20 protein-coding genes and 13 tRNA genes are annotated in these 24,725 nt (G+C 39.8%); 5 read left to right on the plus strand and 28 right to left on the minus strand.

All coding sequences use genetic code 11. The features are described from left to right. A complete protein-coding gene (locus tag MKY09_RS14915; RefSeq protein WP_169358727.1) occupies positions 1-468 on the minus strand; it encodes a divergent PAP2 family protein in 468 nt (155 codons plus the stop codon). Between the two features lie 216 nt (positions 469-684). Further along, positions 685-2,784, minus strand: coding sequence for a hypothetical protein (locus tag MKY09_RS14920; protein ID WP_342567024.1), 2,100 nt, complete (start codon positions 2,782-2,784; stop codon positions 685-687). A gap of 366 nt (positions 2,785-3,150) precedes the next feature. Between MKY09_RS14920 and MKY09_RS14925 the strand changes: the two genes are divergently transcribed. Continuing rightward, positions 3,151-3,489 (plus strand): DUF5658 family protein, encoded by a 339-nt coding sequence (locus MKY09_RS14925; RefSeq protein ID WP_169358725.1) that lies wholly within the window; start codon positions 3,151-3,153, stop codon positions 3,487-3,489. 13 nt (positions 3,490-3,502) lie between these two features. On the opposite strand, the gene MKY09_RS14930 is transcribed toward MKY09_RS14925, so the two are convergent. The 4 genes from MKY09_RS14930 to MKY09_RS14945 all read right to left on the minus strand — a co-directional run bounded on the left by MKY09_RS14930 (position 3,503) and on the right by MKY09_RS14945 (position 8,026). Beyond that, positions 3,503-4,510, minus strand: a complete 1,008-nt coding sequence (locus MKY09_RS14930) for a M23 family metallopeptidase (protein WP_342567025.1) — start codon at positions 4,508-4,510, stop codon at positions 3,503-3,505. A 98-nt stretch (positions 4,511-4,608) separates the two neighbouring features. Beyond that, positions 4,609-5,334, minus strand: a complete 726-nt coding sequence (locus MKY09_RS14935; protein WP_342567026.1) for a gamma-glutamyl-gamma-aminobutyrate hydrolase family protein — start codon at positions 5,332-5,334, stop codon at positions 4,609-4,611. A 72-nt stretch (positions 5,335-5,406) separates the two neighbouring features. Next, a complete protein-coding gene (locus MKY09_RS14940; RefSeq protein ID WP_342567027.1) occupies positions 5,407-6,357 on the minus strand; it encodes a dipeptidase in 951 nt (316 codons plus the stop codon). Between the two features lie 241 nt (positions 6,358-6,598). Continuing rightward, complete coding sequence (locus MKY09_RS14945) at positions 6,599-8,026, minus strand: serine hydrolase domain-containing protein (RefSeq protein WP_342567028.1); 1,428 nt, start codon at positions 8,024-8,026, stop codon at positions 6,599-6,601. Between the two features lie 597 nt (positions 8,027-8,623). On the opposite strand from MKY09_RS14945, the gene MKY09_RS14950 reads away from it, so the two are divergent. After that, positions 8,624-9,859, plus strand: a complete 1,236-nt coding sequence (locus tag MKY09_RS14950; protein WP_251557253.1) for an IS110 family transposase — start codon at positions 8,624-8,626, stop codon at positions 9,857-9,859. A 241-nt stretch (positions 9,860-10,100) separates the two neighbouring features. Here the strand turns inward: MKY09_RS14950 and MKY09_RS14955 are convergent, their stop codons facing one another. After that, complete coding sequence (locus tag MKY09_RS14955; protein ID WP_342567029.1) at positions 10,101-11,042, minus strand: bile acid:sodium symporter family protein; 942 nt, start codon at positions 11,040-11,042, stop codon at positions 10,101-10,103. A gap of 92 nt (positions 11,043-11,134) precedes the next feature. Between MKY09_RS14955 and MKY09_RS14960 the strand changes: the two genes are divergently transcribed. Beyond that, positions 11,135-11,944, plus strand: coding sequence for an alpha/beta hydrolase (locus MKY09_RS14960; protein ID WP_298470442.1), 810 nt, complete (start codon positions 11,135-11,137; stop codon positions 11,942-11,944). Between the two features lie 21 nt (positions 11,945-11,965). Continuing rightward, positions 11,966-12,727: a hypothetical protein gene (locus tag MKY09_RS14965; RefSeq protein WP_298470440.1), complete on the plus strand. Its 762-nt coding sequence runs from the start codon at positions 11,966-11,968 to the stop codon at positions 12,725-12,727. A 124-nt stretch (positions 12,728-12,851) separates the two neighbouring features. Here MKY09_RS14965 and MKY09_RS14970 read toward each other — a convergent pair whose 3' ends face one another. The 3 genes from MKY09_RS14970 to MKY09_RS14980 form a co-directional block, all read right to left on the minus strand. Continuing rightward, complete coding sequence (locus tag MKY09_RS14970) at positions 12,852-13,049, minus strand: hypothetical protein (protein ID WP_342567030.1); 198 nt, start codon at positions 13,047-13,049, stop codon at positions 12,852-12,854. 113 nt (positions 13,050-13,162) lie between these two features. Beyond that, positions 13,163-13,339 carry a hypothetical protein gene (locus tag MKY09_RS14975; RefSeq protein ID WP_342567031.1) on the minus strand — a complete coding sequence of 59 codons (177 nt, stop codon included), beginning with the start codon at positions 13,337-13,339 and terminating at the stop codon, positions 13,163-13,165. A gap of 14 nt (positions 13,340-13,353) precedes the next feature. Continuing rightward, the gene (locus tag MKY09_RS14980) at positions 13,354-14,574 is read right to left on the minus strand and encodes a tetratricopeptide repeat protein (protein WP_169361462.1); all 1,221 of its coding nucleotides are present in this window, start codon (positions 14,572-14,574) and stop codon (positions 13,354-13,356) included. A 110-nt stretch (positions 14,575-14,684) separates the two neighbouring features. On the opposite strand from MKY09_RS14980, the gene MKY09_RS14985 reads away from it, so the two are divergent. Further along, positions 14,685-15,980, plus strand: a complete 1,296-nt coding sequence (locus tag MKY09_RS14985; protein ID WP_342567032.1) for a S8 family serine peptidase — start codon at positions 14,685-14,687, stop codon at positions 15,978-15,980. 284 nt (positions 15,981-16,264) lie between these two features. Here MKY09_RS14985 and MKY09_RS14990 read toward each other — a convergent pair whose 3' ends face one another. The 18 genes from MKY09_RS14990 to MKY09_RS15075 all read right to left on the minus strand — a co-directional run bounded on the left by MKY09_RS14990 (position 16,265) and on the right by MKY09_RS15075 (position 24,717). Then, positions 16,265-18,508, minus strand: coding sequence for a hypothetical protein (locus MKY09_RS14990; RefSeq protein WP_342567033.1), 2,244 nt, complete (start codon positions 18,506-18,508; stop codon positions 16,265-16,267). A gap of 622 nt (positions 18,509-19,130) precedes the next feature. Next, entirely contained in the window at positions 19,131-19,994 is an 864-nt protein-coding gene (locus MKY09_RS14995; protein WP_298470596.1) for an NAD-dependent epimerase/dehydratase family protein, read from the minus strand. Positions 19,995-20,035: 41 nt separating this feature from the next. Continuing rightward, positions 20,036-20,515: a metal-dependent hydrolase gene (locus tag MKY09_RS15000; RefSeq protein ID WP_169361519.1), complete on the minus strand. Its 480-nt coding sequence runs from the start codon at positions 20,513-20,515 to the stop codon at positions 20,036-20,038. A 467-nt stretch (positions 20,516-20,982) separates the two neighbouring features. After that, on the minus strand, positions 20,983-22,440 hold the full coding sequence (locus MKY09_RS15005; RefSeq protein WP_251557258.1) for an IS1182 family transposase: 1,458 nt from the start codon (positions 22,438-22,440) through the stop codon (positions 20,983-20,985). Between the two features lie 303 nt (positions 22,441-22,743). Further along, the gene (locus MKY09_RS15010; RefSeq protein WP_342567034.1) at positions 22,744-23,052 is read right to left on the minus strand and encodes an ion channel; all 309 of its coding nucleotides are present in this window, start codon (positions 23,050-23,052) and stop codon (positions 22,744-22,746) included. Between the two features lie 403 nt (positions 23,053-23,455). Next, positions 23,456-23,537 (minus strand) — tRNA-Leu (locus MKY09_RS15015). Between the two features lie 32 nt (positions 23,538-23,569). Continuing rightward, positions 23,570-23,643 (minus strand) — tRNA-Cys (locus MKY09_RS15020). Between the two features lie 6 nt (positions 23,644-23,649). Next, a tRNA-Gly gene (locus MKY09_RS15025) sits at positions 23,650-23,724 on the minus strand. 6 nt (positions 23,725-23,730) lie between these two features. Then, positions 23,731-23,802 (minus strand) — tRNA-Gln (locus MKY09_RS15030). Between the two features lies 1 nt (position 23,803). Beyond that, positions 23,804-23,879, minus strand: a tRNA-His gene (locus MKY09_RS15035). A 35-nt stretch (positions 23,880-23,914) separates the two neighbouring features. After that, a tRNA-His gene (locus MKY09_RS15040) sits at positions 23,915-23,990 on the minus strand. A gap of 25 nt (positions 23,991-24,015) precedes the next feature. Further along, positions 24,016-24,089, minus strand: a tRNA-Trp gene (locus MKY09_RS15045). A 6-nt stretch (positions 24,090-24,095) separates the two neighbouring features. Next, positions 24,096-24,179 (minus strand) — tRNA-Tyr (locus MKY09_RS15050). 9 nt (positions 24,180-24,188) lie between these two features. Next, positions 24,189-24,264: transfer RNA gene (locus tag MKY09_RS15055), tRNA-Thr, on the minus strand. Between the two features lie 4 nt (positions 24,265-24,268). Beyond that, positions 24,269-24,344: transfer RNA gene (locus MKY09_RS15060), tRNA-Phe, on the minus strand. A gap of 22 nt (positions 24,345-24,366) precedes the next feature. Further along, positions 24,367-24,442 (minus strand) — tRNA-Asp (locus MKY09_RS15065). A 3-nt stretch (positions 24,443-24,445) separates the two neighbouring features. Beyond that, a tRNA-Met gene (locus tag MKY09_RS15070) sits at positions 24,446-24,522 on the minus strand. 119 nt (positions 24,523-24,641) lie between these two features. Next, positions 24,642-24,717: transfer RNA gene (locus MKY09_RS15075), tRNA-Val, on the minus strand. Positions 24,718-24,725: the final 8 nt, after the last annotated feature.

Here is a 24,725-nt window from a genome sequence, read left to right on the forward strand (position 1 = left end):
TTATCGATCTTCAAGTCTGGCGCAAAGTATTCCAAACACTGTGCCTAGTGCTGCTCCAGCTAGTACCTCTACTGGTTGGTGGCCTAGTAATTCCTTTAGTTCCTCTTCTCTTTTTACAACCTCAAAGCTAGGGAAATTTCCAGATAGAGCTACAACGTTTTCCTCTAAATCGTTCACTAGCTGAGCGATTTCTCCAGTATGTCGTCTAATACCTTGTGCATCGTACATAACAATTGCTCCAAACACAACTGCTAATGCTGTTTCCGTGTGGCGTGTGCCTCTGTTTGCTGCTACATATGAAGCTAGAGCTGCTACACCTGCTGAATGAGAGCTTGGCATTCCACCAGTTGTAAATGCTTGTTTTAAATCCCATTCGCCAGTAATTTTTTTATGGGTAAACACCTTTAATCCTTGAGCCAATCCAATTGCTGATAACGCCGTTATAATTCCTTTATTCATCTTCGCCATCTTCTGCCTCCATTGTTCTATGTATTTTGTCCAATTAAATATACCTTATTAAAATACCCAATAACTAGCATAATAACCTTACTTTCTTTAAGTAACTAACACTTCTTCCATTAATGAAGCTTCCCTATTCTAATAAAATCACTCCTTTACCTCCAAATAATAAAAAATCTCTTTAAGACCACGTGGCCCTAAAGAGATTCTTTCATTCAAATTATATTATAGTTCCTCTTCCTCTACTGCGTCAGGTGCATCCGGTGCCGCGAAAACCACTTGCAAGCCTACCTCTAAGCGTTGGGCTGGAGTGCTGTTAGACACTTCAATTGGCAGCTTAAAGAACTGGCTAGTTAACGAAACGGTTCCAGGCTTTTTGTAGCTAGTGAACTGGAATGGACGCACATCCCATGTAATCGCTACTGTATGCACTTCCCCATCCGAATCAATAATAGTTGTTTGCTTCGGCAATTGAGCTAGGAAATCATCATACGTAATATCTGCAGGAACGGTTAAAGTCTCTAATGGACTAATGGTTTCGAGAGTTACCTCAGACGATACAACAATTTTCACATATGCAGTTTTCCCTTTCGTAATCACCAATGGATTAGTATCTGCGTTGTAAATTGTTTCTTTATAGGCTTCCCCAAGCTCAATATGACTTACACTCATCGAATCCGATGTATCAAAATGAATAGTATAAGAACCTTCAGGAATATCCTTCATTTGATACACATGTTTTTGATTACTCGGTGTAGTGCCTACTTGATACACTTTATTTGTCTTTTTGTTTTTCAAGCTAAAATTACTAATGTTTGTAAAATCAATTTTATTCATAGAGGATGTACTATCTTTGTATAAGCTAATATGCGAGTTGCTTTTTTCTGGCTCTGGAAATATGACTTGAATAGTCATTTCCAGACGTTGTGCTGGCGTACTATTAGATACCTCTAAAGGTAAATTAAAGAATTCACTAGATAAAGTTCTAGTTCCTGGCTTCGTGTAATTTTCAAACTGGAATGGGCGCACATCCCATTTCAATGGAACGGTGTGCTCCTGTCCTCTTGAATCTACAATTTTACCTTGCTTTGGTAGTGCAGCTACAAAATCATCATAAGAAATATCGTAAGGTACTGTTAAGTTTTCCAACGGTTTAATTTCCTGTAAAGTGATTTCCGACTTTAAAATGATTTTCACATAGGTTGTTTTATCCTTCGTAATGACTAGAGGATTACTAGCAGGATCATAAATCGTTTCCTTATATGAATCCCCAAGTTGAATGCTATGGACTTGGAACACATCTGGTGCGTTAAACTCAATCGTATACGATCCAGTCGGAAGATCCTTCATCTGATACACATTCTTTTGGTTGTTCGGTGTAGTTCCTACGTTATAAACTTTGTTCGTTTCTTTATTTTTTAAAGCAAAATTCGAAATGGTCGTAAAGTCAATCTTAGATGAGGTACTGTCCTTGAATAAGCTAATTTGTGAAAGTCCTTTGTCCAAATTGACTTTAGCTTTAACCGTAAGCTCTATAGAATGCTCTACCTTTGTTCCGTCTGTTCTTGTAAGTAGCATTACCACTGTCCCTGACTTATCCGCTTGCCCAATTTCAGGCTGTACAATTTTCCCATCTACAACCATTCCTTCAGGTGTAGACAATAAAGTCACCGTATAATCCTCGCCAATTAAAGCAGAAATTTTATTAACTAAAATATCTCCTTCAACTAGTTCTCCAATTGCTGACGGTGTAATTTTTGCAGCCTCTTGTTCAGCAGCTTTTAAATCAGCTGCTTCTTTCGTCAGCTTAGCCGAATTAGTAACCAATGCCTTCTGCTTGTCCGTTAGTTTATTATATTCAGTTAGTGCAACGGTAACTGCTTGTTTATACTGTTTTGCACTAGACTCTTTATTAATTTGATCGATTAGCTCTACAACTTTTGCAGCAATTTTCTTATCTTCCTTAGCTGCTTTTAATGCGATTAAAGCATTCTCTGCATCCACTAATCTAGTTATATCTACTAGCTTCTTCTGTTTTGCTGTTAGCTTTTCATAAGTGGCACGAACCACCTTGATCACTTTTTCATCACTTTCCTTCACCTTTGAAGCGGGCGGCACTACATAAAGCATCGCCATAAATAATTTAGCGACAGTTTGATCAATGATTGAACTTAAAAAAGGAGATTTAATAGAAGTCTTTTTCGCATTTTCTATTTGGATCTGAGCCTTTTCAACCGTTTCAAGTGGAGATGCATAAGCTGCCCCCACAAACGAATTCGAAAGAAGTGATATTACTAATACGATTGCCACAACTAATTTTTTCATAAGCTTCCGATTCCCCCTATTTTTATATAAATCTTTTTAAAATATTTTGCTGCTAAACCATTTCATTCAGCCACAATATTTTCCAAAGATATACATATTATTTTCAATTCTATCTATCAGTCTATTTAATTTCAAGAAAATTTAGTTTATTGAATATCAGTTTATGATTCTATAGTCCTTCTATTTTATTTGCTAATTCTACAAGAAATAACAAATTATTATTTTATAAGTCATATTTTTAATTTTTTATTTTTTAAAATAGTTAACATTATTTGTATTTCTTAAATTTTATTCCATAAAAAGGGTTAATAAGATTCGAACGTCCTCATACTGATATCAGTTAACTAAAGAAAGGAAGCTGGTCTTATGGACACAAAAATTAAAAGTAAAGCTACAGAACAAAATAGATGGCATTACACAGCCATACTTCTTTTATTGTTAGCTATTTGTGATAGCTTTATCACCCATTTTGGTTTAAGCAACGGATATATAGAAGAAGCCAATCCACTGATGCGTTATATGTATGAAACGAGCATCCTTGGTTTTTTTTCGATTAAAATTATCTTACCGATTTTATTCATATTGATAATTACAAAATTAAAGCCAAATGCCTTTTTACAGTTACTTATAGCGGGAGCACTATTCCTATATGCCTTCGTCTTGTTCAAGCATATTTATTGGATATATGTACTCTTCATTGCATAAAAAAATCCAGCAACTACCTAGCTGCTGGATTTAACTTATAGCGAGTTTTCTCTTCCCTTTCCCATTTTTGTAACAAAGGAAAAGGATCATATGCCCATTCCGTGCGACCATTGTATTTGTACATTCCATAATGAAGATGTGGAGCAAACTTACCAGCAGTCCCTTTTTTTCCATATCCAGAGCTGCCTACGTAACCAATGACTGTACCAGGTTCAACAATTTTCCCTTCCTCAATTCCTTTAGCAAACCCTGAAAGATGAGCATAATAATGATACGTATTATTCACATCTCTAATACCAATTCGCCAGCCACCGTAGTCATTCCAGCCCTTGGTTTCCACTATACCGTATGTTGCCGATTTTACTGGAACACCGCTATAGGCAAAAAGATCAGTGCCCTCATGCATTCGTCGTCCACCCCAGCCGCGCTTATCTCCCCAAGTACTGCGATAACTATAATTGTGGCTGATGGCAAGCACAAACGCCCGCTTATCCAGATTTAATACCTCATAGGTCTTATAAATCTTTGCATTCGTCAATATTTGTTTCACCGTTAGATCTTTGTCATAATATCGCTTTAAAGCCTTTTCAAAATCCTTCTCTGAATGAACTTGGGGGCTTAAATATTGGACAAGCGTGAACATGACATCCTCATCATTTTGGCGATCCGCAATTCCATCATTATCGCCATCTCTTCCTTGACCTTCAAAATAAGAAATGGTTGTCAGATTAGTGTCGTCTCCAAGCGGATTAAGCGGCCCTACCCAAAAATCATCCGTAAATTGTACGGCAACAACACCATCTCGCCCAGGCAAATCTTTCCTTACCTCCTGTATATTCCGCTCATATTGGTCCACTGCAGCCAAGTAATACCATGGTAATGTATCCGTGGAGTACTTTATATAGTATTCCATCCGCTTATCTAGAATTTGCTCGCGCGTAAGCTCTTCGGCAGCCGAAGCCTCGGAGGCAAAAAATAGACATAGAAAGCCGACAGACATTATTTTAATAAGCAAGCGCATGAATGTTTTACCTCCTTTTTAATTCTTTCATTAGTTTTCCCAAACGAATCAAAATCATGAATGAGATTTAAGCTTTTGAGCAAAATAAAAACGACCGCCTATTGAAAAGACAGTCGTTTACTTGAATTTTTACATGCTTCAATAAATCCTTTAAATATTGCCTCGGATGAATCATCTCCGGTTGTGACTAAGCACTCTGGATGCCATTGAATACCAATAACAAAGGAATGATGTTGACTTTCAAATGCTTCAATTATTCCATCACTTGCAATACCCGAAATTTGATAGCCCTGTGGAATTTTGCGCACCGCCTGGTGATGAAAGCTATTTACTTTAATGCGGTCCTTTCCAATAATATGCTTTAACACAGTTCCTTCTACTAGCTGCACAAAATGAGAAGCATGAGTACGCGGAGCTTTTTGATCATGCTGAAGTAAGGTTGTTTCGATTTGACCATAAATATCCTGATACATATCTCCACCAGCTGCAATACTCATAATTTGAGCACCTCGGCATAGTCCTAAAATTGGTTTATTTTGCTCCAGCATTTTTTTAATAAGCTCAACTTCAAATTCATCTCGTTCTGGGACAATACTTCCGAGACTTCTATGTGGTTCTTCGCCGAAAAGTGTCGGGTCAATATCTCCTCCACCTGTTAAAAGTAAACCATCTATTAAGTTTGCAATAGAATCTATCAATTCAGTCTCCATATTCGGCAATACGATTGGAACACCTCCAAATCTTGTTACCGCATGAATGTTATCTGTAGGGACGGAAAGTACAAGCTCCGTTAAATTAGATGAAACACCGATAATTGGTTTCATAGAAACCTCCTTAATATTTTCCTGTATTATACAATTAATTTTGAATTTAGTAAATAATATGAAAGTTAAATTTCATTGGATTGCTCGCATATTTAAGAAGTTTTGGTAAGCGAACCCTTTCACCTCATCCTCTGAAAAGCTTTTTAATAGCTCATTGATCAAGACTGGAAAATCGGAGGAATTATAAAGGCCATTTGTGTAAAAGTCCATTCCATCAAAATCAGACCCAAGCCCAATTTGCTTTACGCCACCTAAAGAACAAAGATGATCTATATGCTTAATAAGCTCTGGAATTTCAGCAGTCTGGTTCCCGTTAATAAAAGGAGGGTAAAAAACTACATGGATATGCCCACCACGTGCAAACATCGCTTTAACTTGGTCATCATTCAAATTCCTTGGGTGCTCACATATAGCAGCAGCATTGGAATGCGAAGCAAAAGGATACTCCGCAAGATTCATCACATCCCAAAATCCTTTCTCACTTAAATGAGAGACATCCGTCAAAACACCATACTCATTATTTAAAAGCACTACCTCCTTACCAAAAAGCGTAAGCCCTCCACCTCTCGGCTCACCTGCTCCGTCTGCACATAAATTAGCATTATTCCATGTGAGTCCTATTGATAGTACACCTAACCTGTAAAGCTGACGAAGCTTCATCAAATCATTTCCAAATGCATCAGCACCCTCCAATGCCAAAACCGCCCCAATTTCTCCATCCTTTAAATTCTTTAAATCCTCCCATTTCTTTATATGCTTCATTCTCGGATTTTTTCCCAACACCTCTGTATAAAACAAGTCTATTTGCTCCAAGGCATATAACCATTTCTGGTCATCCGGCACATTCGGAAATATAAAAACTGCAAAAAACTGCACAAGAACATCGCCCTCTATCAACCGCACCATATTCGTTTCCAACTCCGGTGCATCAGCAAAGCTTAATGGATTTACCTTGTATATTCTTCCTTGCTTAGCCAGCTGTAGCTTCAAAAGCGCATCACAATGCGTATCTACTATTTTCAATTAATTTTCACTCCTTCTTATCGTAATCACGTTGGTCTGTTTCTAATTGGAAAGATAAACTTTGCTAGTGTTTGGCCCAATTGTCGGTTCATTTAGCTAATCGGTCGGTTTTGTGCCATAATCGGTCGGTCATCCCGAATAATCGGTCGGTTCTTCCACATAATCGGTCGGTCACCCCGAATTATCAGTCGGTTCTTCCACATAATCGGTCGGTCACCCCCGAATAATGGGCTGCTATGCACTACACCTGATCCGAGCTTTTTAATATTTGACGGGAGCTATAGAAAATACGATTTATGTTTCCGTCTGCTCCACTTAGAAACTCAATTAGATTTTCTTGATCCTCTAAAGTTCCGATAAACAAATTGCCTTCTACACATTTTAAGGGATTGGGACCACTTGCCGTTAGAATGGCTAGGCATCCATCCACTATATCCACTCTTACCTTCATACCCTCTCCAGAAATAAAGGTTCCTTTATATTTGGAGAGCTTCTCTACTGGCACATCGTGTGTTTGAAAATGCATATGCTTGGTAGCCGGCTCCCGACCCTCTATGCCATTAAGTGCTCCAAGGAACAGCTTGTCGGATGGAACATCTGCTAGACTGCTTAGTAGCACTCCAGAAATTCCTTTCTCAGGTAAAATTCCCATAAACGAAGAAACTCCCTTCAAGCCCCCACCATGGTTAATAAAGGTAGTCCCAAAGTAATTGGGAATGATTCGTAGACCGTACCCGTAAAAGCGCCCCTTTTCGAACTCTACATGGGGATAGACCATCTGCTGTACACTTTCTGGTTGTAGAATTCTATTCTCGCCAGCCATTCCTTCATTTAAAAACATAGCCAGATACTTCAGAATGTCATTTATAGTGGATTTTAAATAACCTGCTGCTCTCATGGAAGGTGCATCCCACCAAAGCGGAGCCTCATATACGTCCACCCCCTCTGCAGAGTAGCGTGACATATAAAGTGTAGTCGCATTTTCTTTCTTCTTTAATTCATCCAAATCAAAAAAGCTATTATTCATTTGGATTGGCTTTAAAATATGATCCATTACGTAATCTTCATAGGATTGACCACTCACTCGATCAATAATTATTCCTAGAATTCCGTAGCAGTCATTGGAATAGCTGAACTCCTCCCCTGGTTCACCAAGCAGGTCGAAGTCTTGTTTTGCAATGTAATGAAGCAACTCCTCATACGTGTCAATAGCAGGTTCTGGATTATTCACTAGGTCTAGACCATAATCCTTTGCGGATGGATCCTGATCGATACTACGCTTCCTTGCATAGACATGAGTTGCAATTGGCGGAAGACCTGATGTATGAGTCATCAAATGATGTATTGTAATTCTCTTGGATTTTTCTTCGTCCTGCGTTCGAAAATCTGGTAAATACTTAACCACCTCGTCATGGACAGACAGTTTACCAAGCTCCTGAAGCTGCATAATGGCTACACACGTAAAGGACTTCGTCATGGAGGCTATGCCGAAAATCGTGTCTGCATCGATGGGAAGCTGTTTTTCCACATTTCGATACCCGAAGGCTTTTTCATAAATTCGTTCATTGTTTTGATTAAAAGCAATACCTACCCCAGGGATTTTGTGTTCTTTTATGAGATCCTTTGCATATTGCTCGAATTGCCCCATCATCTCTATTTTATTTACCATTTCTTATCCCCCTCGTATATTAGTAATAAGAGCTCTTTCCGATAGAATTTCCAGTTGATCCGGACAGCTGGAGGATCTGTTGGATTTCCTATAGGAAGTGGTCGCCTCTTGGCTCCCTCACCCTTTTTATGTTTTACCTGTTTGACCCCTGCTTTACCGAGGGAGCCAAAAAGGAAAAGTCTATTTTTAACATGACTAAATAAAGCTGACAGGTGCTTACCTGCTTATTTGAGTTGCCTAACTTCATATCGTTTGGACGAAGATTGGAGGATGCTCCATTTCAGTACTTCGTCCTTTTTTATTTCAATCTACTTTTCTCTCAGACCGTGCCCATGAGACAATGGAACGGACAAGGTTGACACAGGAAATAGCTTTTCCCCCTTGCGGGCACTTAGTGCACTGCTTAATAAGCCTGCTACCCATCGTTCATTATGGAAGGTCTAACCACTGGCTGCGACGCTGAGGAAGAAGAGAGTGTAGCGCTCATTTTGGTCTTCTTTCACTTTGATTGCTAATAACGAGGCAGACATCGATGATTCTGATGGGCACCCAGGTCTGAGACAATCTTGATTAATCCCACCTTAGGAGGTGATTGGCATGTCACAAATGCTAGTCGGTATCGACGTGAGTTTGCGCTCCCATCATGTCCATTTCATGCATGGAGAGGGACATACGCTCGCTGATTTTTCTGTTTCCAATGATACAGAAGGTGCGAACACCTTAATTCAAAAGCTTTTAGGAACAGCGGAAAAAAATCAGTGCGAACATATTAAAATTGGATTAGAAGCGACAGACCAGTATAGCTGGCACGTTGCTCATTATTTAAAGAATCAATTGCACAATTATGAACCAACGTTTCAAACAGCGGTTTATATGTTAAATGCACGTAAAGTATCTCGCTTTAAAAAGGGGTACGATACGTTACCGAAAAACGATCGAATTGACGCCTGGGTAATTGCGGATCATTTACGCTTTGGACGTCTGCCACATGAAATGCAAGAAACCTTACAATATGAAGCACTTCGTCGTTTAACACGTACCCGATTCCATCTAATGCATGAAGTTGCACGTAATAAAACCTACATGATGAACCAACTGTTTTTAAAGTTTAGTGGCCTACGCCAAGATAACCCGTTCTCGAATACATTCGGTACGACCAGTCTCGCTGTCATTGAAGAGCTAGATCCGGAAACCATTGCCGAGATGCCTTTAGAAGAACTGGTTGAGTTCTTACAGGAGAAAGGCAAAAAACGTTTTGCCGAGCCAGAAGAAATCGCTAAATATCTTCAAAAGCTTGCACGTAATTCCTTTCGATTAGACAAGGCCATGGCTGATCCCGTTAACATCTCACTATCCGTGATTTTAAGTACGATTCGCCATATGGAATCCCAAGTCAAACGTTTGGATAAGGAAATCGAGCGTATGATGAAAGGTTTCACCCAAACATTAACTTCCGTAAAAGGCATTGGACCCGTGTACGCAGCCGGCTTGCTCGCCGAAATTGGAGATATCAAGCGTTTTGATGACCACCACGCATTAGCGAAATATGCTGGACTCGTTTGGACACAGTATCAATCTGGCGAATTTGAAGCCGAAAATACTAGCCGGATGCGAACCGGCAATAAATACCTACGGTATTATCTTGTACAAGCAGCAGATGCGGTACGTAAATATGACACTGAATATAAAGCCTTTTATCAAAAGAAATACCAAGAAGTAACCAAGCACCAACATAAACGCGCTCTCGTCTTAACCGCTAGAAAACTAGTACGCCTCGTGCATTCGCTACTACGCACGAATCAGCTGTACATACCACCAGAAAGGAGAGACTGAGTTAACCAACTCACAACCTTTCACCCGTTAAATAACTTCCATTTTTTTCTTTTTTAAAAGCAGAAAAATGAGAGGTTTATTTGGTATGCGCAAAAAGTGTTCATTTGGAAAGTATCACTTAAGTAATTTCCAATTCATTTCTTTTTTTCGCTTGACATATTACCACTGGGCTTTATTATTATGAAAATATTTTAGCATAATTGAACTGTCAAAAGTCGTAATTATTTAAAAATAAAAATAATTACATTTTTCTGTAGTAATGTTCAATAAAGGAGTTAAACAAGGAAGCAAGAACTTGTTGAAAGAGCATGCCAAGCACAACAGGAATAGCAACAGCTGCTGGAAAATAGGCCGTAGCTAGAACTACTCCCGCACTTATGTTGCGCATCCCTCCAGTAAAGACCATTGCAATTACCGTTTCCTTCCCCTGTTTCAACAATCTCCCCGCTGAAAAAGAAAGAACATAGCCTAGAAAAGCGATGATGATTACAACAATTCCAAGCCCTACTAAAGCAAACCCTCTTTCCAATAAAAACGGAGCAACTACTGCCCCATTTAGCATTACTACTATTCCCATGCCTACCTTAGAAAACGGAGAAAGCCTAGCACTTAAAATATCGACTACCTTGCCCTTCGTTACCTGATTTAAAATCATTCCTACAATGGAAGGAATAACAATCGTCCAAAGAAGTCCGATCATCATACCGAGTGCATCAATCTCTACTGTTTCACCTACTAGAAGATGAAGTGTTAAAGGAACAATTACGGGTGAAAGAAGCGCTCCTAATAAAATAATCGTAAGTGCCAGCACATTATTTCCTTTTGCCACTGCAACCCATACAAAGCTAGTAATCCCTGTAGGTATAGACATTGCAAGTACTAGCCCTGTAATCGTCAGCATTTCTCCTGGAAACACGAGATGACCGATTCCAAGCGACAGCAAGGGCATAATAATATGCAAAATGGTGAATGTCACGAAGATTGGAAGTGGATGTAAAACAGCATCCTTGAAGGAAGCGAAATTTGAATTTAGGCTACCCGCAAAGGTCATAAATGCAAAAATCCATGGTATTAGCCATGCAAAGTCAACAATATAATCGGATACTAATACCCCGATTACTACACTGACTGGAATAAAATAAGCCATCGTTTTTTCCAAAAATTTATTTATGCTGAGCATCATGGTCTATCAGTCTCCAATCCTAACTGTCACTAAAGAATAACCTTATGTATTTCCTCATATATTGATATATCGGATAATATAGGAGGGCTTATATGGGATATTATGTAAAGGTTGAAAAAGGTGTGAATATATACATAGAGGATATTAACCCATCAGCCGACAAGACGATTTTATTTATTCATGGCTGGCCAGCTAACCACCAAATGTTTGAGTATCAATTCAACCAGCTGCCCGCACTTGGCTACCGCTGTATAGGTCTTGATTTGCGTGGCTTTGGAAAATCCTCTAACCCCTGGGAAAGCTACTCCTACAACAGAATGGCTGACGATATCCGAGTTATTATAGACACGCTACAGCTGGAGAACATTACGCTTTTAGGTCACTCGATGGGTGGGGCAGTTGCCATCCGATATATGTCTCGTTACAAAGGTCATCAGGTCGATAAGCTGGCCTTAGCTGGTGCAGCTGCTCCAATGTTTACGATGCAGCCCGATTTTCCTTATGGCACCCCTATAACTGTAGTAAACGAATTAATAAGCGATACGTATAATGACCGACCAAAAATGGTGCAGGATTTCGGCAATCTGTTCTATCACCGTCACTTAAGCGAAAGTTTTCAGCACTGGTTCCAAAATCTTTGTCTTACTGCGTCTGGCCATGCAACTGCGCAATGCTTAGAAACACTGCGTGATGAAGACCTCCGAAGTGATCTTACCCGCATTCATACTCCTACACTTATCCTCCACGGCAAATGGGATTTAATCTGTCCCTATGAACTAGGGGAGCTGATGTACGTGCAAATTCAAAATTCTATGTTAGTCCCTTTTGAATATAGTGGGCATGGTTTGTTTTATGAAGAAAAGGAAAAGTTTAATGAAGAGCTTGCTAGATTTATAGGCTAGAACAAAAAAGGAGGAAGAAACATGCAATGTCCAAATTGCAATCATGATCAAGTATCAGGAAATTATTGCTCAGATTGTGGAAACTATTTACTGAGGCATCAAAGAGAGATTATTAAGGAAGCTGCTATTGCAACAGAGGCGCCCATTGCAGTAAAAGACCACCTGGCAACTTTGAAAAACCACACAAAGCAGTATTCCAATTATTTTATGCGCCAGCTTAAAAGTCCCTCGTTAACATATAGCAAAGGAGAAAGCGAATTCCCGAATGCTACTGTAAGTATTCTTCTATTTACAGCTCTTTTCTCCTTCTCGATTTATCTTTTTGCAGTTAACCAGTACTGGAGCAATCCACCCAGCTTTTTATCAACATTTATGGAAGTTTTCTTCGTCACGTTTGTTTTAACATTAATCGCAATCCTATCCATCTTTTTTATAAACACTATTTTTGGACCACAGCACTCTTTTAAAAGCATTATTAGCTTCTATGCAGGACAGCTACCAATTGTGATCATTGGCACTGCTCTTTCCGTGATCCTTATGTCTTTAAAATCTTTCGCCTTCGGGAACGGAATGCTAACCGTGTGTTTGTTATTAGCTGTTTTCTTCATCCCGCTTTATGTCATCAGTGCTATACTTACGAGCAAACAAGAAAACTTCGAGCCATTATATGGCTTCCTCTTATACATCGTTCTATACTTTGCACTCTTACTCATGATTACAATGATGATCGGCAACCTAACGATTAACAGTTATGTACAAAATCTAACTTATTTGTTTAAGTGAATATAAAATCGTGGACCGTCATGTTGATGACGGTTCTTTTTTTGTGCTTTTCCTAGGTTTGCTAGTTTCCGCAAGGTTCTTGTTAATCTCTGCAAGGTTTTGATTCGTTTCCGCAAGGTTCTTTTTAATCTCTGCAAGGTTTTGATTCGTTTCCGCAAGGTTCTGATTCGTTTCCGCAAGGTTTATGCGCGTCTGTGCAAGGTTTTTTGCTCTCTGCAAGGTTCTCACTCGTTTCCGCAAGGTTCTGCTTCTTCTCTGCAAGGTTTTGATTCGTTTCCGCAAGGTTTACGTCCTTCTCTGCAAGGTTTTTTGCTCTCTGCAAGGTTCTCACTCATTTCCGCAAGGTTCTGCTTCTTCTTTTGCTAGGTTGTCCCCCGTCTCTGCAAAATTCTATGAAACTAAAAAAAGAAACCCCGAAGGATTTCTCTTTTTGAATTAGCCAATTGGTGGATGGATTGGAATAGTGTTTGTGCTTGAGCCAATCGGTGGGTGGATCGGGATAGAGTTTACTTCGCCGCTCGCACTAGATCCGATTGGTGGATGGATAGGAATAAAAGCGATTGCAACACCTGCTAATGTAGTTAAAATTAGAGCTTTTGTAGATTTTTTCATATGGACACTCTCCTCTATTGATTAGTTAGTAGAACGACTTTCTCAAATTTACCTTCTTGTCGGTAATAATCCGTTAAGATAACAAGGAATTGATGGTGAATCTCTTTAAGGTTTTCTCCTCTTGCTGTATAGGGAACTAATTTTTCCTCTAAAAAGGTCATCGCCTTTTCCCTCTCACCCTCCAACAAAAATAAATAAAAGCTGGAAAACAATCGATAATGCATGATTTGCTGCTTTTTAGCCTCGGACTTCAACAAAGTAAAGCTTTCCTTACATGCTTCCCATTGCTCTAAGCGGAACTGGGTTTGCGCCAAATTATATAGGCACAAGAGATAATTATCGGAATTCGCAGGGATAATGGCTTTACTTTTTTGAAAGTACTCTAAAGCTTGCAAATAATCTCCCATCCGCAGATGTAAGTCACCTATATTGTGATAGATTTTTGGAAGGAGATGTTGCTGGTTAAGCAATTCTATGCTTCTTAACAAATGGGTATACGTATTTAATGCTTCATTGAAAATTTTGGCCCGTGAGTAGTTTAAAGCAAGCGACATAAGTGTATGAAGGATTCGTTTGAAGTTGTATTGGTTACTATAAAATTGCAAGGCCTGCTTACCGTATATGATCGCTAGGCTGGACTCTTCTAAATGTCCCTTTACAACTGCTAGATGATAGTGAAGCTCTCCGGTAAACGATCCTAACTCAGCTTGATCATGAATAATTCGAGTAAGTTGCTTATCTGCTTCTTCAAATCTCCCCCTTAACATTAAAATTAAAGCACCCATGTATAAAAGTAAATACTTCTCATATTGGGAAAAATTTTGTTTCTGGGCATGTAGCCATTTTAGCTGATATTCTGCAGCGTCTCTATTATTTATTAATAGGTAATAGCGTAGTTTATAAAGTTCGTATAGATAAATATGATCCGTAAACACAATAAGCTCATGATAGCCCTCTAAAGTTTTGAATACTTCTGTTGCCTTTTCCTCTTCTAAATAATGAATATGACATAAGAAATCCTTTATTAAATCGAAAATTTGTTTTTCATTTGCCTGTACATCCTGCAAATCAATTTTTAAACGCTCCAGCAACAAACGGATTGTCTCAACATTTGCTTCCTTACTGTTATTTTCTATTTTGCTGAGATGAGGCACAGAACATATTCCATTAGCAAGACTTGTTTGCGTTAATCCTCTCTTTGTTCGATAAAATTTTATTAGCGAGCCAATCCTCATAGTACCCCTCCTAATTATTGTAAGATATTTTTTCCCAATAAACATAATTTTCAAAATGTGTTAGTTTTAATATTGTACTACAAAACTAAACCGAAAAGGAGTTTTCACAGATGAGCAAATTTAAAATCGCACTAGCAAGCCTCTTAATTGCAGGTTCACTTGCAGCACCGGTCCAAGCAAGCTCACCGGAAGAAACACCATCCTCAGTAGAGGACAGAAATTCTAATGCTGGGGTAGAAAAGTTTCGGGTGTATGTAGAAGCCAATAACAAGGCGAACAAAGCGTCCTTGGCAAATCAGTACGAAGTAAGATGGGAGCTTTCGGAAAATGGGTTCTCTACGGATATGAATGAAAAGCAGTTCCAAGCTCTTCAAAAAAACAAAAACATTACCGTAACAAAGGTTCCAACGGTTACGCTTGATCTGCCAGCAGAAGATTCTACTACTCAACCAGCAGATTTCGAGACTGCAGCAAACGCATCTCAGAAGACTCCTTGGGGCATTAAAGCAATTTACAATAATAGTAGTTTAACCTCCACTTCAGGTGGAAATGGCATTAATATCGCGGTATTAGATACGGGAGTAAATAGAAATCATACGGATTTAGTAAATAGAGTAGAACAGTGTAAAGACTTTACAGGTTCTACTACGGTGATCAACAATAGCTGTTCTGATGGTAATGGACATGGTACTCACGTTGCTGGGACAGCCCTTGCAGATGGCGGCAGTGACAAATCAGGAGTTTACGGTGTAGCGCCTGCAGCAGATCTATGGGCATACAAAGTGTTAAGCAATAGTGGCTCAGGTAGCTCGGATGATATTGCAGCAGCTATCAGACACGCTGCTGATCAAGCGGTTTCTACAGGAACAAAAACAGTTATCAATATGTCATTAGGATCTTCTGCAAATAATAGTTTAATATCAAGTGCAGTGAACTATGCGTATAGTAAAGGTGTATTAATAGTTGCAGCGGCTGGAAACTCCGGTTACGCGCAAGGAACAATCGGATATCCAGGAGCATTAGTAAACGCTGTTGCTGTAGCGGCACTTGAAAATGTACAAGAAAATGGGACTTATCGTGTAGCAAACTTCTCTTCTCGTGGCTATGCTTCTACAGACGGTGATTATGTAATTCAACAAGGGGATGTAGAAATCTCTGCACCTGGAGCTTCTATCTACTCTACTTGGTACAATGGTGGATACAACACAATTAGCGGAACATCTATGGCATCTCCACACGTTGCTGGACTAGCTGCTAAAATTTGGGCACAAAACCCATCTTGGTCTCATACTCAACTTCGCACAAACTTACAAAATAGAGCAAAAGCAGTAGATATTAAAGGCGGTTACGGAGCAGCAACTGGAGACGACTACGCTTCAGGATTCGGTTTCGCTCGAGTACAATAATCTAATCGACAAATTTTACTAAACGTAATCATAAGTAAAATTATTATAGTAAATATAACTACCATAAATAATCTATATAACAACAAAACTGCACCCCGCCAACGCTGGGGGTGCAGTTTTGTCTATTAAACAACGTTATTAAATCGAGTGCATTACGAGAGCATTACAGGTGCCAGGCACCTGCAATGCTCTCGTAATAATATTGGTATAGTTTTCACTTTGTTTTAATCGGTGTGAATTGTTATACTGAGATATTTTACAAGTGCCAGGCACCTGTAATAATGTTAGTAGTTTTTGATTTGGTTTGTTGGTTTTGTTTGGATTTGTAGGCCGTATTCGTTTGTTATTCCTTCTATCGAGACGATGGTAAGTGGACCTGTTAGCTTGTGGTCTTTTCCTTGGTCTATGAGTTGGCCATCGCTTTTTCTTGTGCTGAGTAGACCGAAGTCTATTGAGAAGGCACCTTTAGTTTGGGAGAAGATGGTTTTGTTTTGGTTGTTGGTGTATTTAACCTTCGTGCCATCTCCATCTACTACTATAATAGAGGCTTGTTTAGTAATGATTGCTTGGTCTTGTGCGATTACTGCGCCATTGGCGTATTGGACTGGCGAAATGGTGAAGGTGATTTTTTCGTTGGATAGGTCATCGTCCTTGCTCGTTCCTTCTGTTATACTCCCCACTGCAAATGGTCCTTCGACTACCCTCAAGGTTGTTTCTCCCCATCCTACGTAAGCCGGTATAGCTTTACCTGCAGTTTGCTGAAAGATAGAGAAATCAATTACGGCATTTGTATCTACTTCAGCTACAAAGGTCCAGCTCCCTTTACTATCGGCCTTTGCCTTACCGAGGGATGTGCCATTGTTCTTGAAGAAAAACAATTCATAGTTAGGTTCTGCTGTGCCTTTTAGCTCCACTTTGTTCCCATGGATGCGATAACCGGAAGTGCCTGCCTTGACCGCAAATTTTGTGTCTAGCTTGACTGCTGCTATTGATGCATTCTTTGATATATTAAATAAGGAGGTGGAAACTTGGTGGTATTCACCATTAATAGTGTCGCCAATATCCAGCCCACTCTTAAAGCTGTCCAGCGACACATTTATTCCTTCATTTTGAAAGATGTCATTATATATCTTCCAGCTATACTTAACTCCCTCTGTGGTCACAAAATAATTGTTTTTACTGTCGATAAATCTCACTGCTTTATTCCCAATCGCACCTTCTTTTGGCGGAGCATAAAGATTAAACACTCCAGAAGTCTGCGTTTCTACAGCCTTATTTTTAACAATTTTATGAATAGCAATAGTTTTATCTAACGCAGCTTGATTGGAATTATTGGCTGTGAAAACAATTTGTATTGCTCCATTCTTATCCGTCTGAGCATTAACCGACTTAGCACCTGCATTATTGTTAGCTGCTCCATTTACAGAGATTAGCTTGACGCCAGCTGGTATATCAATTCGAACTGCTTGATTACTCGTGTTTTTAAAGACAGTCGAGAGTGACAAAACCTCTGTGGTTTCTTTATGCTGAATGTTTTTATCGCCTATATAAACAGGTGATATATTTCCTGGAACTGCAAAGCTCACCGAACCATTTTTATATTTAATCGTATAGGTAGTTCCAGGTACCTGAACTGATGTTTTTAATGTAACGTTAAATCCATCACTGCTTAGAGATGCACTACTAATAGTCATCCCATTATTGGCTGTGAAATCGGATGCCTTTACAGAAGAAATAAATCTATTTAACTTAACGAGTACTGTCGTGTTATCGACACGAGTGACAGCTACTGCATTCATCGGCAATGTATTGTTAATATTATTAATTGTTGCTTGTAGGCTTTTTTCCCACTTTAATGTTTCAGCAGTTAAAATTGCCTGTGCCTCATATACTTTAGCCGAAGCCTCTGTGTATCGTCCTCTGTTTAAGTCCTCTTGTGCACCCTTAGCAAGCATATGAACCGTCACATCATTTTTTAGCTCTGATATTAGCTTTTCAGCCGGGCCTTTTACTGCTCCTCTAATTCGATCACGTGTCGATTGACCATATACACGGTCTAACAGAATCGTCTGCTTTCGGAATTCCGCTGTCATTTCATGATAAGCCTTTTCCACTTGATCTAAATTATTTGCCTTTACCGCTAAGGATAGCGCATTTGTCTTTGCATGTATTTTACTGCTTGCTGTAATAGCATCTAAATAGCCCTGTGCACGCTGTAGCTGAGTTTTGGGCTCTATCAATAAAGACTCGTACTTTAATTTCTCCGAAAAGCTAGCCTTTGCAAGGGCAGCCTCCACTTTTCCAATTGCTTGCTTCGCATTATTAAATTGTTTCCACGGCTGAGTGACCCCATCTGCCGACCCCTCCACCGAAATAGCCCACTTCAATACATTTCCTGCATTTTGTGCATCCACAACTAACTGGTTTAAGTTTGATGTGGCTTCAACCTGAGACCCTGGAGTCACGGCAATTATTGCTGAAGTAGCTACCAATGTAGATAAAATCAGCTTTCCGCTTTTATTCCTCATATTACTCTCCCTCCTATCGTTTATCGCTCAAGCCAATATATGTTCAAGACATATAAACTTATGAGAATAAGAGAGATTTGTACACCGATGCAACAAGAAAAGCGCAACCGCCTATGTCTGCCCTGACAGGCAAATGGGGAAAAGCGAGGAGGCTTCTCCTCAGCCACCGGAGCTTTTAACCATTTGATCCCGAGGGGCAAGGCGGTGGAGCTAGACAACAAGAAAAGCGCAACCGCCTATCTCTGCCCCGACAGGCAAATGGAGAAAAGCGAGGAGGCTTCTCCTCAGCCACCGGAGCTTTTAACCATTTGATCCCGAGGGGCAAGGCGGTGGAGCTAGACAACAAGAAAAGCGCAACCGCCTATCTCTGCCCCGACAGGCAAATGGAGAAAAGCGAGGAGGCAGCTCCTCAGCCACCGGAGCTTTTATACATTTGACCCCGAGGGGCAAGGCGGTGGAGCTGGACAACAAGAAAAGCGCAACCGCCTATTCCTGCCCCGACAGGCAAATGGAGTAAAGCGAGAAGGCAGTTCCTCAGCCACCGGAGCTTCAGAACTTTATAGTTTCCTAAACAACAAAAAAACTCTGCCCAAGCTTAATAGCTTTAGACAGAGTGATAGATTTACAATTTTTTTAGCAGTTTTGGCAAGTAGTCATGCAAGTCTTGAAAAGAATATCCTAAGCTTTTAGCACGTTCATTACTCATCAGCCAAGTTTTTGATAGATTGTAAGGAGAATCTTCTCCCTCAATGGGTTTTAGACTAATTCTCGCCTCTTTATCCGCCTCAGCTTCGATTAATTGAACTAAATCCTTCAGCTTAATCTTACCGTTGCTGGTCGCATTCACAGCTCCGGTAAATGTAGAGAGTCCAATCCACGCAAGGAACTGTCCAATCTCTTCCTCCGAGATAAAATCTATATAAGCATCCGAGTTTACTAGATGAAATTCATCTCCGCTCATAATTTTCCCAACATAATATTTCAATCGGTTGGTGTAATCATGTTCACCAATGACGATTGGTGGTCGAACAGCGGCTACTGGAAACTCCGCGTGCTGAAAAAAGACAGCCTCCGCTTGGCGTTTTCCTTCCGCATAGGTAAAGTTCTCTTTCGTTCCCATGACTATGGAATGCTTTTCTGGAATAAAATCTTCCTCTTTAGATAGCTCTTTTCCCTCATAAACAGACTTTGAAGAAGTAAGAACATACTTTTTCGTATGTCCATTAAACACTTCTACCGCGTCCAACGCATCTCTAGAGGCATAACAGATTTGATCAAAAACAACATCCCATTTCTCGGATTGAAGCTTCTCTTTGTCAGCCAACAAACTGGATCGATCTATAACCATATGATTTACTTTTTTAGAAAAAACATGTGCTGTATTTCCTCTAGTTGCGACAGTTACTTCTATTCCTTCATTTAAAAGTGCCTCCACTAAATGAACACCAAAAAAACGAGTTCCACCTAAAACCAATACCTTCTTCAAACTTCCACCCCTCTACTGGATATTCATACCATTATAACCGATTAAAAATATGTAGTGAAAGCCCCGTATCCAAAATAAACGGTAAGAACTGATAATATACCAAACACGATACTCTCCACTGTTCCCCCAGTTCTCGTAGTTATAGGAAAACGAACTGTCACAGGTATTGGAAAAAATAATTTAACCCCATTTTTCGTAGCCATATCTAAAAGAAGATGACTTGCTACCCCAACTGAAACTCCCATCATAATTGACTTGTCCCAGCTAAAATAATTCATCAATGCAACTAATAGAAGAATGAACAATAGACTATGTGTAAAGGATCTATGACCAAACACCTTGTTAATAATTTTGGATATGAGTGGAAAGCGTCTTCCTATCATACTTCCACCGTGGCAAATATCCGGTAGAATCGCACCTGCCACACCCCCTACGACCAGCAATACCGGGTCATAATCTGTCATCTGTGAGATAGCAAGACTTGCTGCAAGACCGCCTATAATATGTGTGTTTCCTGTCATGCTATTAATTCTCCTTTTCTTATGTATCGAGAAAGCATGAAACATTTTACACTATTTGGTTTTATATCTAAATAGGTGAAATATCGTAACCTACCCATTTAGTTAGGCAAAAAGACACTGTTTCCACTAACAAAGAGACTTCTTGTTCACTGGACAGGAAGTCTGCAAGAACCATCTATTGATTTAAGGGAAAAAACGGGGCTAGGACAAAACGCTCCTCAACAATAAAAAGCCTCGAAAATTTTACGACCTTGTAATTTTTCGAGGCTTCTATTCAAATATACCTGTAGTTGTTTTCCGTTACAGTGGACGCTTTCCGGGGGCACGGCTTCAATCTCCTCGTCGCTTCGTTGAGGGCACTGAAAAACTTACGTTTTTATAATAATTTTGTTTTTGAAAATTAAAAAAGGGTACTTTTTGTTCAAACTGAACAGAAAGTACCCTTTTTCATTGCCTTATTCTTGCTCTCATTCGTTAAGTAACTTTAGGATTCGCTTCAAGTTGACCGCAAATATGGTTGTGGCTCCTTGTATTTCCATGCCAAAAAGACCCGTGCTAATCGCTGTATCGTAGCCGTGTCCACTCTTTAATTCACTATTCTTTGCCTCGATTTTATATCGCTCTTTGGCAAGCTGTTTAAATTCTTCGGTATTCTGAAATGCCTCTTGTTCAAGGTGCTCTGTCGATTTGATTGTGACACAATATGTTTTAGATTTCGATCCTTCTTTGTAACACCCAACTCTGAAAGGGCATATTTTACATTTTTCAACATCAAAATTATATTTGATTTGAGGGTTACGGTTGTCATCTGTATTTCTTTTTTTTATAGTTTTTCCTTTTGCTAAATGACCCGCTGGACAAACATATAAATTAGCGTCTTTATTAAATTCAAATAAATCTTCTTTTCTACGGTGGCCATTTGTAATCAGCGGATGTAATTTTGAAATGAGTTGGACCTTATTTGTCTTGGTATATATTAAATTGTCTTTACTAGAATATGCTGTATCTCCAAGCACCTTCTCTATTTTCATACCTGTACGTTGGCTTTTTTCAATTAAATCTATTAAATGTTGTCCATCACCTTGTTCACCAGTTGTTACAATCGCTGCTGTAATAATTCGTTCATCGCTCATCGCTATATGAGTTTTATAACCAAAGAAAGATGTATCTGCTGATTTATGTCCGACACGTGCATCGGTATCGCTTGAATAATTCAGATGAAATAGTGTGTCTTCTACGATTTCTTTTAATGTATTTAAACGTTCTTTCACGGCAGGCACTTGCGCTATTTGTGGCTCTTTCTCTATCACTTCAATGACTTTTTTACAGTAAGTCACTTCATCTGACACTTCGTTAGAAGTCGGTTTTTCTGGAAACTTCTCTTTCATAGATTCATCTATTTTATAGACCGCTTTTCGGGCATTCTTTGATTTTTCTTGTAAGAATTCTTTGGGCGATTTTTGATTGTAACGTGCTTTCGTATGCGTTGCGTCCACAATGATTGTTTTACTTTTGATGATTTCTTTTTCAAGTGCGATTTCAACGGTTTTCCCAATTAACATATCTAACAAATCTACATCTTGTAAACGAAGTCGACGAAATTTTGTAAGTGAACTTGGTTCAATGACCTCATCCTCTGGAGCCATTCCTAAGAAGTATTTAAATGACATATCATATTTTGAACGTTCCACTAAATCCACATCGGACACATCATGAATTGCTTTTAATAATAAATACTTAAACATACGAATGGGTGAAATCGCTTTACGACCATGATCCAAACAATATTTTGATTGAAGTTCTTCTAAAATAAACGAAAAATCAACAAGTTCATTGATTTGACGAAGCATATTGTCTTTTGGAATTATTAAATCATATAACGCCATGTATGGACTTAAGTTCAGCGTTTCTTGGTTTGAAATCATTGTGAGCACCCCTGCATTTACTTTTCTTTAGTATAGCAAGAAAATAATTTTTCGGTCTGAGTACATTTTAAAAAATTCTATAACAGGTAGAAAAGTGGATTGGATTGGAGTGCAGAGCGGTGACTCCTAGGGGATTAGCGGCCACGGCGAGCACCCGGACTGAGCGCAGCGAGGGAGAAGGCTTGCCGGGCCGCCCCCTGGAAAGCATCCGCTCGGAACGGAAAGACATGGATTCAGAAAATAGTAGAAGATGAACAGAACCTGCATTCATACTCTACCTCTAAACGTTTTAAAGGCACTTTTTCAGTGCCCTCGTACCAAGTCTCCATAACCAACAGATAATAAGGTGACTCCGCTAAAATAGAGATAATCCCAGAAATTTTCTCCTCCCTCTTTCCCTTCTTCGGTGCTAATTCTTATTACCTCCCCATCCATGGCCAATAAATAATAAAGAATAGCAAATCCAACGGTAATGCCAAGCATAGCGAAAAATAGCTTTTGAAATAAAGTTGACTGAAAATAGCTCATCTTATATTTACGACCTGAAAAGAAATAGTACAAGGTTGTTACCATAAATAAAATAGTCAATCCCATTAGTATCGTGGAAAACATGCATCTATTCCTCTCTGTCTCACGAGTCCATCCAGTTTGAGTTTTTGTATGAATGTCGATATGACTATCTTGTCAATCGAATATAAAAATATACAAAAGGAATTAATATAGGAAACGAAAATATAGATACTCTTTCATTTCATGAATTAAGACGTAAGCATAGAAATGTACATATTTATTATTAAAGGAAAAAAAGATATTGAATGATTCTTAAGAGCTTTCTAATGCAATGTTTATTTTCATTAACAGAAGTCTTAACGCTTTTAGTGATTAACTATTACTTCATCTAGACATTCAGAATACCTTTATACATGGGATTACGTCCTTTTAGGAAACAACAAAAAAGACCTCTAACAAAGTAGTTAGAAGTCTTGATAGGTATGACTTTATGTCATGAATATGATACCGGTGGTCGGGGTCGAACCGACACATCCGAAGATACGGGATTTTGAGTCCCGCGCGTCTGCCAATTCCGCCACACCGGCATATTGAAGGCAGTAAATACTTTTTTAAAAATTGGAGGCGGCAACCGGATTTGAACCGGTGATAAAGGTGTTGCAGACCTGTGCCTTACCACTTGGCTATGCCGCCTTAATTTGGAGCGGAAGACGAGGTTCGAACTCGCGACCCCCACCTTGGCAAGGTGGTGTTCTACCACTGAACTACTTCCGCAAATAACTGGGGTACCTGGATTCGAACCAGGGCATGACGGAATCAAAATCCGTTGCCTTACCGCTTGGCTATACCCCAATGGGGCGACCGATGGGAATTGAACCCACGAATGCCGGAATCACAATCCGGTGCGTTAACCACTTCGCCACGACCGCCACAGAATAAAAAAAAGAGCTAACCAGATAGAATATGGGGCGACTGATGGGAATTGAACCCACGAATGCCGGAATCACAATCCGGTGCGTTAACCACTTCGCCACAACCGCCATTATTCAAAGTTAACTTATTATTTGGCAGGGGCAGTAGGAATCGAACCCACATCAAAGGTTTTGGAGACCTCTATTCTACCGTTAAACTATGCCCCTAATAACTGGTGGAGGGGGACGGATTCGAACCGCCGAACCCTAAGGAGCGGATTTACAGTCCGCCGCGTTTAGCCACTTCGCTACCCCTCCACTAGACAGTGGTGCCGGAAAGAGGACTTGAACCCCCAACCTACTGATTACAAGTCAGTTGCTCTACCAATTGAGCTATTCCGGCGTAATGGTGGCTCAGGACGGAATCGAACCGCCGACACAAGGATTTTCAGTCCTTTGCTCTACCGACTGAGCTACTGAGCCACATACGTACATTAAAGATAAATGGCGGTCCCGACCGGGATCGAACCGGCGATCTCCTGCGTGACAGGCAGGCATGTTAACCGCTACACCACGGGACCATTTGGTTGCGGGGACAGGATTTGAACCTGTGACCTTCGGGTTATGAGCCCGACGAGCTACCGAACTGCTCCACCCCGCGATAATATAAGTGTTGAAATTTAAATCAACTACGCATTTAGTGAGTTTTACGTCTTCCACGCTTTGCTTTCTTCGTGAAGCGATTTGCTCCACCCGCGACAATGCTAAGTGTGATTAAAATGGTGGAGGATGACGGGCTCGAACCGCCGACCCTCTGCTTGTAAGGCAGATGCTCTCCCAGCTGAGCTAATCCTCCGTAATGCT

This window comes from Psychrobacillus sp. FSL K6-4046 (assembly GCF_038624605.1).
In the GTDB taxonomy this organism is placed as follows: domain Bacteria; phylum Bacillota; class Bacilli; order Bacillales_A; family Planococcaceae; genus Psychrobacillus.

What these genes read in the sequence shown, in the direction of transcription:
- MKY09_RS14915 (WP_169358727.1), bottom strand. Translation starts at nt 468, where the DNA reads ATGGCGAAGATGAATAAAGGAATTATAACGGCGTTATCAGCAATTGGA.
- MKY09_RS14920 (WP_342567024.1), bottom strand. Translation starts at nt 2,784, where the DNA reads ATGAAAAAATTAGTTGTGGCAATCGTATTAGTAATATCACTTCTTTCG.
- MKY09_RS14925 (WP_169358725.1), top strand. Translation starts at nt 3,151, where the DNA reads ATGGACACAAAAATTAAAAGTAAAGCTACAGAACAAAATAGATGGCAT.
- MKY09_RS14930 (WP_342567025.1), bottom strand. Translation starts at nt 4,510, where the DNA reads ATGCGCTTGCTTATTAAAATAATGTCTGTCGGCTTTCTATGTCTATTT.
- MKY09_RS14935 (WP_342567026.1), bottom strand. Translation starts at nt 5,334, where the DNA reads ATGAAACCAATTATCGGTGTTTCATCTAATTTAACGGAGCTTGTACTT.
- MKY09_RS14945 (WP_342567028.1), bottom strand. Translation starts at nt 8,026, where the DNA reads ATGGTAAATAAAATAGAGATGATGGGGCAATTCGAGCAATATGCAAAG.
- MKY09_RS14950 (WP_251557253.1), top strand. Translation starts at nt 8,624, where the DNA reads ATGTCACAAATGCTAGTCGGTATCGACGTGAGTTTGCGCTCCCATCAT.
- MKY09_RS14955 (WP_342567029.1), bottom strand. Translation starts at nt 11,042, where the DNA reads ATGATGCTCAGCATAAATAAATTTTTGGAAAAAACGATGGCTTATTTT.
- MKY09_RS14960 (WP_298470442.1), top strand. Translation starts at nt 11,135, where the DNA reads ATGGGATATTATGTAAAGGTTGAAAAAGGTGTGAATATATACATAGAG.
- MKY09_RS14965 (WP_298470440.1), top strand. Translation starts at nt 11,966, where the DNA reads ATGCAATGTCCAAATTGCAATCATGATCAAGTATCAGGAAATTATTGC.
- MKY09_RS14975 (WP_342567031.1), bottom strand. Translation starts at nt 13,339, where the DNA reads ATGAAAAAATCTACAAAAGCTCTAATTTTAACTACATTAGCAGGTGTT.
- MKY09_RS14980 (WP_169361462.1), bottom strand. Translation starts at nt 14,574, where the DNA reads ATGAGGATTGGCTCGCTAATAAAATTTTATCGAACAAAGAGAGGATTA.
- MKY09_RS14985 (WP_342567032.1), top strand. Translation starts at nt 14,685, where the DNA reads ATGAGCAAATTTAAAATCGCACTAGCAAGCCTCTTAATTGCAGGTTCA.
- MKY09_RS14990 (WP_342567033.1), bottom strand. Translation starts at nt 18,508, where the DNA reads ATGAGGAATAAAAGCGGAAAGCTGATTTTATCTACATTGGTAGCTACT.
- MKY09_RS15000 (WP_169361519.1), bottom strand. Translation starts at nt 20,515, where the DNA reads ATGACAGGAAACACACATATTATAGGCGGTCTTGCAGCAAGTCTTGCT.
- MKY09_RS15005 (WP_251557258.1), bottom strand. Translation starts at nt 22,440, where the DNA reads ATGATTTCAAACCAAGAAACGCTGAACTTAAGTCCATACATGGCGTTA.
- MKY09_RS15010 (WP_342567034.1), bottom strand. Translation starts at nt 23,052, where the DNA reads ATGTTTTCCACGATACTAATGGGATTGACTATTTTATTTATGGTAACA.